This is a genomic window from Streptomyces mabaensis, from assembly GCF_053763515.1.
The window spans coordinates 1-11,834 of sequence record NZ_JBSOPZ010000019.1 but is presented as its reverse complement, the minus strand read 5'-3'; the positions used below and the strand labels follow the sequence as shown (position 1 = coordinate 11,834).

The following is an 11,834-nucleotide window of genomic DNA, read 5'->3' as shown; positions in this document are numbered from 1 at the left end:
ATTTCCAGCCGCTCGTGTCGGCGCCCCGTCCACGAAGCTGCCTGACGGCTCGTCAGCCTGTCGGCACGTCACCCGTACAGCGGGAAGCGCCCGGTCTCCACGTCGAGCGACAGCGGCGCGGGCAGCGGCACGGTCTCGCCGTACTTGCCGCGCAGGGTGTCCGCGTAGCTGCCGCGCTCGGGCCGGGTGTGCAGGGCCCAGATGCCATGCCGGGGGTCGATGACGAGGAGGGTCTTGACCCCGGCAGTGGCATACCAGTCCTGCTTGCTGGTGATCTCTCTGACCTTCTCGGACTTGGAGATCACCTCGACAGCGAGCTCGACATCACGCGGGTCGATCAGCCAGTCGTCCGACTCAAGGAAATCCGCCGGGCAGATGGTGAGGTCCGGGGTCACGTAGTCGTCAGGGTCGTCGGGCATCTCGACGGACGCCACTTCTACCGCCACGAGCTCCGCAGGCAGCGCCGGCCTGATCGACTGTTCGAGCCGGTGGATCACACCCGCGTGCTTTCCACGCGGAGTCGGAGACATCACGAGGCTTCCCCCCAGGACCTGAACCCGCAGGCCGGTCGACTCTTCGATCTTCTCGGCGACCTCGCGCAGATTGCCGGGACGCGGGCGCAGGACGGGCACATGCATGGTGTCTGGCCTCCGTCTCTGCGACCTCTGCGGCGTCGGCGCTGCGCGGGCGGGTCCAGGTGGAGGTCCCGCATCCCGCGCGGGGGTGACTCCACCGTACTGGGCCGCGCATGCGTGCGTACGGCTGCCGGTCACGCGCGCGGTTCGCATTCGACCCAGAGCAGCTTTCCGGCCCGGCCGGACGCCGGGTCGCCGAGGCGGTACGCGCCCCAGTTGTCCGCGCACTGCCGTACGAGGTGGAGCCCGCGCCCACGCTCGGCGAGGCCGGCCGGGGGACCGGCCGGAATCCCGTCGCCGAAGGGCGCGGGAATGTGCGGATTGGTGTCCCACACGCTCACCCGCAGCCGGCGGCGCTCCATGGCCCGGAGCCGCAGCATGTACGGGCCGTCGGAGTACCGGTGGGCGTTGGTGACCAGTTCACTGGCCAGCAGTTCGGCGGTGTCGGTCAGCTCGGCCATGCCGTGCGTACGCAGGACCGCCCGGAGGGTGCTGCGCGCGATGCCGGGCGCGCGGGGATCGTGCGGGAGTTGGAGGGTGTACGCCCAGGGCGGGGATACGGTGGCCATCGAAGTCTCCGATCGCGGAGGGAAGTTGGCTGTAGTGCGCTGCGCTGCGCTGCCCGGTGACCAAGTCGCTCCGTCGAGCGGGGTGCTTCCGGGTGGGTGGCCTGGGTCATAAGCTAGCGTCCCCGCCTAAGTTATTTAGCCGTCTCCGCTGAATAGCTAGGCGAACCATCCGTGTGGGTGACAACTCGTCGAGGAGAATCGGATGCCAGTGAGGAGCAGTCCCAGCGCGCGGCAGCTGCGGTTCGGTGCCGAACTCCGTAAGTTGCGCGAGCGGGCAGGGCTCACGTCAACCGAGGCCGGACAGCTCCTCGGCATCAAACAAGCCCAGGTCAGCAACATGGAAGCGGCCAGGTTCGGCGTCAGTCCAGAGCGGCTGCGCGCCATGGCACGCCATTACTCCTGCACCGACGAACCGCTCATCGAAGCCCTCATCGGCATGACCGGAGAGCGCAAGCACGGATGGTGGGAGGAGTACCGGGACATCCTCCCGGCCTCCCTGCTCGACCTCTGCGAACTGGAGCACACCGGCCATGAGTTGCGCACGGCACACACGTCCCACATTCCCGGCCTGCTACAGATCGCCGATCACGCACGCGAGATCTTTCGTCAGGTGCTCCCGGCCTACACGCCGCCCGAGATCGAGCACCGGGTCTCGCACCGGATCAAACGTCAGGTCGTGCTGTTCCAGGACAGCCCTCACCCGTACAAGGCGATCATCCACGAGGCTGCGCTGCGCATGCAGTTCGGCGGGCCCGCGGTGGCGAGGCGGCAGCTGCTGCACCTTCTCGACATGGGCGAGCGGGAGCACATCACCCTCCACGTCATCCCGTTCGCGGCGGGCGCGTACCCGGGTGCCGGCCAGTCGATCTACTACGTACACGGATCGGTCCCCCAGCTCGACACCGTCCAGCTAGATCAGGCACACGGTCCCAAGCTCGTGGACGCCGAAGCCGAACTGCAGGTGTACCGGCTCGTCCTCGAACGCATGGAGGCGCTCGCCCTCAAGCCGGACGAGTCGTACAGGTTCATCCACACCATCGTCGAGAGCCTCTGAAGGAAGCAGATGACCCCGCACACATGGCAGAAGTCCTCGTACTGCGGCACGGGCGAGTCCTGCGTACACGTCGCCTCGATCAACGGGACGGTCAGACTGACCGAGAGCAGCGACCCCCGCGGGTCCATACTCCGGACCGGCCCCGCCACCTGGTCCGCCCTGCTGCGCGCCATCAAGGAGAACCGTGTCTGAGATCCCCGCAGACCTCACATGGACCAGGGCCGCGCCGGACGACGCAGAGGGTCCCGGGCCGTGGATCGAGGTCGCCGCCGGGCCGGACGACCTGATCTACATCCGGGAGACCAGCGACCCGCAGAACGTCGTCACCACGACCCAGCGCAAGTGGGACGCCTTCGTGAAGGGGGTCATGGCAGGCGAGTTCGACCACTTCGCAGAGCTCGACGGCCAGGGCCCGGTCACGTAGAGGCCGAATACGTCACCCGGATGGCAGTGACCTAGCCGGGGGCGAGGAGTGAGGCGAAACCCGGGGCCGCCCGGTTTGTGAGTATGGCGGGCCGGGTCGGACCGTCAAGGGCGCTCCCTTCGGTCGCGTCGCTGCGCGATGGCCTTCGGCCACCCGTGACTGTCCGCCCCGTCCCGCTGGTGCAGGTGAGTGTCGGGCGGCCCCGGGGAGCGGGGCCCCACCAAAGCCCCGGGAGTGGCCCAGCTCTCGTCGGTGACCTCAGCCCGGTGGCTGGGACAAGACACGCACCGGGTTCAGGGGCGGCTGGCCTCGGCATAGCGGCCGACGGCCGCCTGTTGCACCGGGACAACGCCCAATCCGAGGTGAGACGACACCAAGCGGCCGAGGGGGCCCGCAGGCGGGCCATAAAACCCGGCAAATCGGACAGGATTGAGGCCCTGCGGACCTCACATACGGACTGACGTCAACGCACCTCGGCTCCACCGGCCTGCGGCCGCTAAGCCGGGGCCGGGCCCATCCCGGACCGACCGCGCACCACCCACCACCCGGTGGCCGCTAAGCCGGGGCCGGGCCCATCCCGGGCATGCCGCGCATCTTGTCGCCACCCACCGGCCTGCGGCCGGGGGCCGACCGGGACCAGCAGCCGGTGGATCCCCGGGGCCCCGCTCCGGGGGCCGCCCCCTCAACAAGCAGTAGCGGTGGAGGGACGGGAGTCCAGGGTGGCCGAAGGCCATCGCGCAGCGACGCGACGAAGGAGCGCCCTTGACGCCCGGCCCGGAGCCGCCATCATGACAACCGGGCGGCCCCCTCCCCGAACGAACTCGCCCCCGGCCAGCCCCGCTCGTAGACCCGAACCACCCACCCCCGGGACACGCCGCTACCCGAACGGCTCCCCCGCGCGGGCCACACCGTTCGCTCGCCCGCCAATCATTGCCCGGCGTCACTGCGCGTGATACACAGAGTGACGATATGCCCTTGCGATCGGCGACACGTGAGGGATCGGGTAAAGAGAGCCGCCAAGTCGACATACGCGCGCGGTTCATCAGCGAAGATAGTGCGTGGCCCCTGCCGTCCGGCGCGGGTCACGGAACTACCCAACAGGGGCGGTGAGTTACATGATCCTGGCAGCCGAGAAGGGCGACATCACCACCATCATCGGCGGAATCGCCCCCAACTGGGGGCCGTTCGGGAGCCTGGGCGCAGAGGCGAAGGTAATGATCGAGGTCGTCATGGCCATCGCGATCCTCCTCTGCCTCGGCATCGCGATCTGGGGCGCCGCCAAGCAGCGCATTGGCGCGACGGCCCTGCGGGACACCTTCAGTGCGGAGCAGGGCAAGGGACTGATCGTCGCCGGTCTGACCGGCGTCTTCATCATCGGATCCCTCGGCACGCTCTTCACCATCGTGTACGGGATGGCCGTCTAGCCCCGGCGAGTCCCCGCAAGTCCTCACCGGGCCCGCCCGGACCACCCCGACACCATCCGTCCGTCGTGCCCACCGGCAGAGGTTGCGTCTCCCTGATGTCGAGTCACCACTCCGCGCCCGCGCGGAAACCAGCCCGGCTACCGTCGTACTACGACGCGGAACTGCACACGGCTGAGGGGGCCCACGCGGTATGAGTCACGACGACCAGCACGGCTACGGCGACCGCGGCGACCGTGTGGGCGGCGCCGGCCAGACCCGCACGCGCCTCCCCGAGGCGCCGGGCGCCGACGTCTACGGCGGCGCCAGACGCCCCGTACGCAGCTCGCGGAGCCTGGCGGCGGTGGTGGGCGTGGTGGCACTGCTGATCGCGGCTATCGCGTTCGCGAACCGCGGCGGTGGCGACGACGCCGGGGCGGCGGCAGGCGCGGGCACGAAGCGAGCGGAGGCGGGCCCGACGGCGGCGACGGGCGTGAAGCCGGTGGAGGGCAAGAACGGCGGCATCGCATCGGGCTTCGCGAAGACTGCGCAGGGGGCGCAGTCCGCGGCGGCGAATTACGCGGTGGCGCTGGGTTCTGACGGCATGTTCAACACGACCCGTCGCCACCAGATCGTGCAGTCGATCTCCGATCCCGGTGCGCTGAGCAAGCTCCGGGCCGGCTTCGACGCCGACTACTCGCCTTCGTTTCTCGCACAGATCGGCCTGACAGCCGACGGCCGTGCGCCTGCCGGTTCGACGTTCGTCAGCCGGACGATCGCTGCCGGTACGAAGGTGCAGAGCTTCAGCGCCACAGCCGCGAAGGTGGACGTCTGGTGTGTGGGCCTCTTCGGGCTGACGGGGGACAAGTCGACCAAGCCTGTGACCAGCGGCTGGTTCACAGTGACGGTGCAGCTCAAGTGGGCCGGCTCGGACTGGAAGGTACTGGACACCAGCCAGAAGCAAGGACCCACGCCGGTCACTGGTGACAACCCCGTGTCCGGGTCCGATGAGATCAGCGGCGCAGTCAATGGATTCGGAGGGTTCACGTATGCCCGGTAACCCTCGGCACCGGACCTCCAAGGTCGCCGCTGCCCTGGCGGCTCTCCAGACCGCGGCCCTCGTCTTCGCTGCCCGAGCTGCTGCCGCTCCGTCCCCGACGCCAACACCGACGCCCAGCAACAGCAGCGACCCCTGCGAACTCATTGCGGGCCCCGCGCGCGAGTACTGCGACAGCAGCGAACCCGGATCCGGGCCCACCCGGCGCGCGCCCGGCGATCCCATGGAGCAGCTCGATCCGCTCTCCTCCCTCGCAAGGGGCTGCGCCGACGCCGCCGCCTGGATCGTCACCAAGCTGTCCGACGCCGTGAAGAACACCGCCACCGTGGACTTCACCAACGCCGCGTTCCTGCGCCAGTACGCCGTCGTCTTCGCCGCGTCCACCGTGCTCACGCTCGTCCTCTGGCTGCTCGCCGTAACCAAGCGCGCCATCCGCGGCGTGCCGCTGGCCACCGCGCTGTCCGAGGCGATCGGGTTCCTCTGGCTGACCGTCCTCGCGTCCGCCTTCACCCCGCTGATCCTCTACACCATCGTCTCGGCCACCGACGGCGTCACCGAGGTCATCTCCTCCGGCACCGGCGGGCAGACCGACGTCTTCTTCGGCTCCTTCGCCGAGGCGCTCAAGAAGGGGGAGGACATCGGCGGCGGGCCGATCATGCTGATCGTCGTCTCGCTGGTGACCGTCCTCGCCGCCGGCGTGCTCTGGCTGGAGCTGGTGATCCGGGCCGCCCTCCTGTACGTCGGCGCCCTCCTCGGCACCGCCGTCTACGCCGGCCTCGTCGACAAGAACATGTGGGGCCACGTCCGCCGCTGGGCCGGGATCATGATCGCGGTGATCCTCGTCAAGCCCGTCATCGTCATCGTCCTCGGGCTCGCCGGGGCGCTCTCCGCCGACGACGGACCCAACGCCTTCTCCGCCGTCGTCTCCGGGCTCGCGATCATCCTGCTCGCCATCTTCGCCTCCGCGATGATCTACCGCTTCGTGCCCGGCTTCGGCGACGAGATCTCCTCCGCCCGCTCCAACCGCAAGCAGGCCACCGACGGCTCCAAGGCCGCCGCCGTCATCAGCTCCCCCGCCGCCCTCGTCTCGCAGGGCATCAAGACCCACAGCAGCCGCGGCGGCGGCCAGGGCGGGGGCAACAGCGGCGAGGCCGCCCAGTCCCGGCCGGCCAACCCGCTCTCGGGCGGCGTGGCGGCGCACAGTTCCCGCGGTTCCGGCAGCGGATACGGGAGCGGAAGCGGGGTCGGCGGCGGAACTGTCCCCTCCGCCGCACCCCCGCCCCGTACATCCGGCACAGGTACCAGCACCAGCACCAGCAGCACGGGAGGTGAAGGGCGTTGACGACCCAGTCCCATCCGGTCGCGCCCCGCCGTACGTATCTGATCGGCCGCGCCCGGCCGAACGCGATCGTCGGAAAGAACCGCGAGACCGGCGAGATCGCGCTGATCATCGGCGGCGCGTTCCTCGGCATGATGAGCGGGCTGATCGTCCCCGTCCTGTCACTGCGCATCGCGCTGCTGATGGGCTTCCCCATGCTCGCGCTGGCCGTGGTGTACCTGCCGTACAAGCACCGCACCTTCTACAAGTGGTTCGAGATCAACCGCAGCTACAAGCGCGCCCTGCGCCGCGGCACCGCCTACCGCTCCGGCGCCATGGAGGCCGGGGTACGGGCCGACGGCAAGGAGATCGAGGTCGGGCCGCCCCCCGGCATCGGGCGGATCAACTGGCTCGCGGCGCCCTTCGGCCCCGACGAGATCGCCGTACTGCTGCACGCGGACCGCCGCACCGTGACCGCCGCCATCGAGATCGAGGGCCCGGGCGTCGGGCTGCGCGACAGCGAGGACCAGGAAGCCCTGGTGGACCGTTTCGGCACGCTCCTCAAGCACGTCGCCAACGGAGACGGCTTCGTGACGCGCATTCAGATGCTCGCGCGCACCCTCCCCGCCGACCCCGACGCGCACGCGAAGGACGTGGGGCAGCGCGGCGACCACAACGCCCCCGGCTGGCTCCGCGACTCGTACGACCAGCTGCAGTCGATGGTGTCCACCTCCAGCGAGCAGCACCGCGCGTACCTCGTCGCCTGTATGCACTACACCCGCGAACTGGCCGCCGAGGCCAACGCCATGGCGCGCGCCGTCAGCCCCCGTACGGGCCGCAGGCTCGACAGGGACGCCGGCCTCGCCGTCGTCATGGCCCGCGAGCTGACCGACATCTGCGCGCGCCTCGCCGAGGCCGACATCCGGGTACGGCAGCCGCTCGGCCAGGGCCGGCTGGCCTCCCTCGTGCACTCGATGTACGACCCGGACCACCCCATCGACCACATCCAGGCGATGACCAAGCGCAACGCGTGGCCCGCCGAACTCGACGCGGTGGAGCCCACCTACCTCCAGGCCAAGACGCGCGAGTCGTCGACCCGCGCGCCCTGGTGCCACGCCACGGCCTGGGTGAAGGAGTGGCCGATGACCCCGGTCGGGGTCAACTTTCTCGCGCCGCTGCTCGTCCACACACCGGACGTCATCCGCACGGTCGCCGTCTGCATGGACCTCGAACCCACCGAGGTCGCCATCGAGCGGATGCTGACCGAGAAGACGAACGACGAGGCGGAGGCGAGCCGCGCCGCCAAGATGAACCGGACCGTCGACCCGCGCGACATCGCGGCCCACGGGCGACTCGACCAGAGGGGTGAAGATCTGGCCAGTGGTGCGGCGGGAGTGAACCTCGTCGGGTACATCACGGTGTCTTCGCGATCGCCGGAGGCGCTGGCCCGCGACAAGCGGACGATCAGAGCATCGGCCGGCAAGTCGTACCTGAAGCTGGAGTGGTGCGACCGCGAACACCACCGTGCCTTCGTGAACACCCTGCCGTTCGCCACCGGCATCCGCCGCTGACCCGAGCGCCAACCGGAGAGATTGGGGCAGAGCCGCATGCGAGATCCGCTGTCCGCACTGACGGACGCCTTCACCAGCTTCGTGTTCGGGAAGGTGGAGACGACGCGGCTGCCCGTACGTACGTCGACCGGACAGGCGCAGGCCGTCTACCTGCCCACCGCGGCGCCCGGCCTCGGCGACTCGGGCGTGATCATCGGGCGCGAGGTCTACAGCGGCAAGGGCTACATCTACGACCCCTTCCAGCTGTACGGGCAACAGCTGCCGGCCCCGCACTGGCTGGTCCTCGGCGAGTCCGGCAACGGCAAGTCGGCGCTGGAGAAGACGTACGTCCTGCGTCAGCTCCGCTTCCGCGACCGGCAGGTCGTCGTCCTCGACGCGCAGGGCGAGGACGGCGTCGGCGAATGGAACCTCATCGCGCAGCAGCTGGGGATAACTCCCATCCGGCTCGACCCGATGGCCGCGCTCGACGGCGGCATCCGGCTCAACCCGCTCGACCCGGCGATCACCACGACGGGCCAGCTGGCCCTGCTCCGTACGATCATCGAGGTCGCGATGGGGCACGGCCTCGACGAGCGGTCCGGCTTCGCGCTGAAGGTCGCGCACGCCTACGTCAACGAGACGATCCTGGAGCGGCAGCCCGTACTGACCGACATCGTCGAGCAACTGCGCCACCCGGAGCTGGAGTCGGCCGAGGCGATGAACGTCGACATAGACGATGTACGGGCGTGGGGCCTGGACGTGGCGCTGGTGCTGGACCGGCTGGTCGACGGTGACCTGCGGGGCATGTTCGACGGGCCGACGACCGTCGGCATCGACCTGGACGCGCCGCTGATCGTCTTCGACCTGTCCCACATCGACCGGAACTCGATCGCGATGCCGATCCTGATGGCGATCGTGGGCGTCTGGCTGGAGCACACCTGGATCCGCCCCGACCGGAAGAAGCGCATCTTCCTGGTCGAGGAGGCCTGGCACATCATCAACTCGCCCTTCGTCGCCCAGCTCTTCCAGCGGCTGCTGAAGTTCGGCCGGCGGCTGGGGCTGTCGTTCGTCGCCGTGGTCCACCACCTGTCGGACGTGGTGGACGGCGCGGCGGCGCGGGAGGCGGCGGCGATCCTCAAGATGGCCTCCACGCGGACGATCTACGCCCAGAAGGCGGACGAGGCGCGGGCGACGGGACGGGTACTCGGCCTGCCGCGCTGGGCGGTCGAGATCATCCCGACGCTCACACCCGGCATCGCGGTGTGGGACGTCAACGGAAACGTGCAGGTCGTCAAGCACCTGATCACGGAGGCAGAACGGCCCCTGGTCTACACGGACCGCGCGATGACGGAGAACTCGGTGCCGGACGCGTCGCAGGACCCGTCGGACGTTTCGGATGTTCCGGAGGACGTGCGCGCCGCGGAACTGGAGGCGGAGCGGCGCGCCGCGCTGATCGAGCAGCAGATGAACGAGTCCTCGGAATCCACGGTGGCCTGACATGCCGTACGGTGACCGCTCCCGCCGCGAGGAGCGCGGCGTTCCGGACTCGCTGCTGGTCGGACTGCTGGCGTTCCTGCTCGGACTGACCGTGCTGGTCTGGACGGCCACGGGGCTGGCGGCCCAGTTCGCGCGCGGCACCTGGCCGTCGACGGTCACATTCGCCCGTACGCCGGCGGCGATGCGTGCGCTGGTCTCGGAGCCGCATGACATAGCGGGGGCGTGGCCGGACACGGCGGCGGAACAGCTTTCGGGGTACGGGCTGTTCTGGGGCATCTTCATCAGCGAGCTGATGGTGGTGTTCGTGCTGACGGTGTTCGTGATAGGCGTGCTGGCCCGCTGGAAGGCCGTACGGGCGAACCGCCACGCGGGTCGCGGCGGCCCTGCGACCGCCGCCGCGGACTTCGGCGCGGGATACGGCGCGGGCTTCGGCGCAGCGGGACGGGAAGCGACTGTCGGGCATGGCGTCTCGGCGCCCGTCGAGCAGGGCGTCGCGCCTGCGGGCGGGTACGACGTCCCGGTCCCGGGCGGGCATGGTGTTGCCGCGGCCGCCGGACTCGAGGCCCCGGGCGCGCCTTCGGCTCAGCCGGGCGGCACCACCGGGCCCCTCGCTTCTCCGCACAGCACTGCGGCCGGTGCGGCCGGTGCGCCGGCATCCGTACCCGCGCCCCGGGTCCCCGCCGTGCTGTACGGCCCGGCAGCCGACCGGCGGCCCAGCGCACTGCGGGCCATCGCGGACGCAGCGGGCCCCGCGCTCGTCGTCACGTCCGACCCCACCCTGTGGGCGGAGACGAAGGACGCCCGCGCCAAGCTCGGCCCGGTCCTCCTCTACGACCCCTCACACCTGTGCGACACGCCGGCCCGCATGCACTGGTCGCCCAGCGCCGGCTGCGAGGCCCGCGACATCGCCGCCGCCCGCGCGGCCGCGCTCCTCGCGCCCGTACGCCCGACGGCCCGGCTCGACACCGCCGTGGCCGACACGGCGGAAACGCTCCTGCGGTGCTGGCTGCACGCCGCGGCGATCGACAACCGGCCGTTCAAGCAGGTACACCGGTGGGCCCAGGGCAACAGCGCCCACGAGCCCGTACGCATCCTGCGGACGCATCCCAAGGCCGCGTCCGGCGCGGCGGGCGAGCTCGAGTCGGCACTCACCGCCCACACGGAACGCCGCGAGATCGCACAGGAGTTGACCGCACGGACACTCTCCGCACTCTCCTCGATCCATATCCGCGACGCTTGCACTCCGAACCGAACGGATTCGCTCACCTTGGAATCATTCGTGGACGAGGGGGGAACTCTTTACTTGGTGGGTGAAGCAATCGAGGATCCCCGCTCGCGCCCCGGCGCGATGCCGTTGCTCACCGCACTTGCATCAAGCGTGGTCGAGCACGGCCGCCGCATGGCCGCACGGTCATCCGACGGTCGGCTCGACCCACCACTCACGCTCGTTCTGGACGACGTCGCGGCCGTCGCTCCGCTTCCCCAGCTTCCGGGGCTGCTGACGACCGGGCCGGGCCAGGGCCTGCCGGCCCTGGCGCTGCTCCGCTCGCAGGAACAGGGCCGCGCCCGCTGGCCGAACGACGCGCTGCCGGTGTCGTAGTTGGTACCCGGCCAACCAGGCTCAGGGGCGCGCGAGTGCCAACTCGACCTCCAGGGCGAACGGATCGCCCGCGAGCGGGACGGTCTCGCCGGTCAGTGCGAAGCCGAACTTCCGGTAGAACGCCTGGGCGCGCGCGTTCGCGTCATGGACGTACAACCGCACCCGCTCCATCCGCGGCTCGTCCAAGGACCAGGCCCACTGCACAGCGGCCTCGAAGAGCGCCTGGGTCAGCCCGCTGCCCCGGTGCTCGGGACGCACGAAGACACCGACCAGGTGCGCCTGGGCCATCGGGATCGCCTCGCCGAAGAAACCGGTGCTGCCCGCTTCCTCGACGAGCACGACAACCATGCCGTCCCACGCACCGTCAGGTCCCTCGGCGATGAACTGCCGGCTCTGTCTGCCGTGCGCCGCGCCGGCCGTGCGCTCCTGCCAGTAGGAGTCCGGTCGGGCGACAGCCTGCTCACGGGTCTCCAGAAAGGCGACGGGAGCGGCCGGATCCTCCAGCGCGGCGATCCGCAGATCCCTGACCTTGGGCCATTCCTCGGCACGTACGGCGCGAATGACGTGTTCCATGGAGAGATACAAACGCGAGGGGCCGCGGGACCGCAACCGGGTTTGCCGGTACTCCTCCGGACTGCTGCGAACTGACCCTAAACGCAGAAAAGCCCCGCACCATGACGGTGCGGGGCTTTCCCACAATGATTGTTCGGCGGCGTCCTACTCTCCCACA

Annotated in this window: 12 protein-coding genes; 9 read left to right on the top strand and 3 right to left on the bottom strand. The window is 70.1% G+C overall.

Annotation, left to right across the window (positions count from 1 at the left end; all coding sequences use genetic code 11):
• Positions 1 to 68: 68 nt before the first annotated feature.
• Together ACWV17_RS18435 and ACWV17_RS18430 are read right to left on the bottom strand one after the other, a co-directional pair.
• Positions 69 to 638, bottom strand: coding sequence for a Uma2 family endonuclease (locus tag ACWV17_RS18435; RefSeq protein ID WP_455360601.1), 570 nt, complete (start codon positions 636 to 638; stop codon positions 69 to 71).
• A 131-nt stretch (positions 639 to 769) separates the two neighbouring features.
• Entirely contained in the window at positions 770 to 1,204 is a 435-nt protein-coding gene (locus ACWV17_RS18430; RefSeq protein WP_455360600.1) for an ATP-binding protein, read from the bottom strand.
• 202 nt (positions 1,205 to 1,406) lie between these two features.
• Between ACWV17_RS18430 and ACWV17_RS18425 the strand changes: the two genes are divergently transcribed.
• The 9 genes from ACWV17_RS18425 to ACWV17_RS18385 all read left to right on the top strand — a co-directional run bounded on the left by ACWV17_RS18425 (position 1,407) and on the right by ACWV17_RS18385 (position 11,104).
• Positions 1,407 to 2,258 (top strand): helix-turn-helix domain-containing protein, encoded by an 852-nt coding sequence (locus tag ACWV17_RS18425; RefSeq protein ID WP_455360599.1) that lies wholly within the window; start codon positions 1,407 to 1,409, stop codon positions 2,256 to 2,258.
• A 9-nt stretch (positions 2,259 to 2,267) separates the two neighbouring features.
• A complete protein-coding gene (locus ACWV17_RS18420) occupies positions 2,268 to 2,450 on the top strand; it encodes a DUF397 domain-containing protein (protein ID WP_455360598.1) in 183 nt (60 codons plus the stop codon).
• A complete protein-coding gene (locus ACWV17_RS18415; protein WP_455357404.1) occupies positions 2,443 to 2,682 on the top strand; it encodes a DUF397 domain-containing protein in 240 nt (79 codons plus the stop codon). The genes ACWV17_RS18420 and ACWV17_RS18415 overlap by 8 nt, the downstream gene beginning before the upstream one ends.
• 1,115 nt (positions 2,683 to 3,797) lie before the next feature.
• On the top strand, positions 3,798 to 4,106 hold the full coding sequence (locus ACWV17_RS18410) for a hypothetical protein (protein WP_455357508.1): 309 nt from the start codon (positions 3,798 to 3,800) through the stop codon (positions 4,104 to 4,106).
• Positions 4,107 to 4,296: 190 nt separating this feature from the next.
• Complete coding sequence (locus tag ACWV17_RS18405) at positions 4,297 to 5,142, top strand: hypothetical protein (RefSeq protein WP_455360597.1); 846 nt, start codon at positions 4,297 to 4,299, stop codon at positions 5,140 to 5,142.
• On the top strand, positions 5,132 to 6,481 hold the full coding sequence (locus tag ACWV17_RS18400; protein WP_455360596.1) for a hypothetical protein: 1,350 nt from the start codon (positions 5,132 to 5,134) through the stop codon (positions 6,479 to 6,481). Before ACWV17_RS18405 ends, ACWV17_RS18400 begins: the two co-directional genes overlap by 11 nt.
• Positions 6,478 to 8,028 (top strand): SCO6880 family protein, encoded by a 1,551-nt coding sequence (locus ACWV17_RS18395; protein ID WP_455360595.1) that lies wholly within the window; start codon positions 6,478 to 6,480, stop codon positions 8,026 to 8,028. Before ACWV17_RS18400 ends, ACWV17_RS18395 begins: the two co-directional genes overlap by 4 nt.
• A gap of 36 nt (positions 8,029 to 8,064) precedes the next feature.
• The gene (locus tag ACWV17_RS18390) at positions 8,065 to 9,504 is read left to right on the top strand and encodes an ATP-binding protein (protein WP_455360594.1); all 1,440 of its coding nucleotides are present in this window, start codon (positions 8,065 to 8,067) and stop codon (positions 9,502 to 9,504) included.
• A gap of 1 nt (position 9,505) precedes the next feature.
• Positions 9,506 to 11,104 (top strand): type IV secretory system conjugative DNA transfer family protein, encoded by a 1,599-nt coding sequence (locus tag ACWV17_RS18385; protein ID WP_455360593.1) that lies wholly within the window; start codon positions 9,506 to 9,508, stop codon positions 11,102 to 11,104.
• Positions 11,105 to 11,125: 21 nt separating this feature from the next.
• Here ACWV17_RS18385 and ACWV17_RS18380 read toward each other — a convergent pair whose 3' ends face one another.
• Complete coding sequence (locus ACWV17_RS18380; protein ID WP_455360592.1) at positions 11,126 to 11,677, bottom strand: GNAT family N-acetyltransferase; 552 nt, start codon at positions 11,675 to 11,677, stop codon at positions 11,126 to 11,128.
• Positions 11,678 to 11,834: the final 157 nt, after the last annotated feature.

Excerpts from the sequence above, each read along its gene's own strand:
- ACWV17_RS18435 (WP_455360601.1), bottom strand. The coding sequence starts at position 638 with ATGCATGTGCCCGTCCTGCGCCCGCGTCCCGGCAATCTGCGCGAGGTC.
- ACWV17_RS18430 (WP_455360600.1), bottom strand. The coding sequence starts at position 1,204 with ATGGCCACCGTATCCCCGCCCTGGGCGTACACCCTCCAACTCCCGCAC.
- ACWV17_RS18425 (WP_455360599.1), top strand. The coding sequence starts at position 1,407 with ATGCCAGTGAGGAGCAGTCCCAGCGCGCGGCAGCTGCGGTTCGGTGCC.
- ACWV17_RS18420 (WP_455360598.1), top strand. The coding sequence starts at position 2,268 with ATGACCCCGCACACATGGCAGAAGTCCTCGTACTGCGGCACGGGCGAG.
- ACWV17_RS18410 (WP_455357508.1), top strand. The coding sequence starts at position 3,798 with ATGATCCTGGCAGCCGAGAAGGGCGACATCACCACCATCATCGGCGGA.
- ACWV17_RS18405 (WP_455360597.1), top strand. The coding sequence starts at position 4,297 with ATGAGTCACGACGACCAGCACGGCTACGGCGACCGCGGCGACCGTGTG.
- ACWV17_RS18400 (WP_455360596.1), top strand. The coding sequence starts at position 5,132 with ATGCCCGGTAACCCTCGGCACCGGACCTCCAAGGTCGCCGCTGCCCTG.
- ACWV17_RS18390 (WP_455360594.1), top strand. The coding sequence starts at position 8,065 with ATGCGAGATCCGCTGTCCGCACTGACGGACGCCTTCACCAGCTTCGTG.
- ACWV17_RS18385 (WP_455360593.1), top strand. The coding sequence starts at position 9,506 with ATGCCGTACGGTGACCGCTCCCGCCGCGAGGAGCGCGGCGTTCCGGAC.
- ACWV17_RS18380 (WP_455360592.1), bottom strand. The coding sequence starts at position 11,677 with ATGGAACACGTCATTCGCGCCGTACGTGCCGAGGAATGGCCCAAGGTC.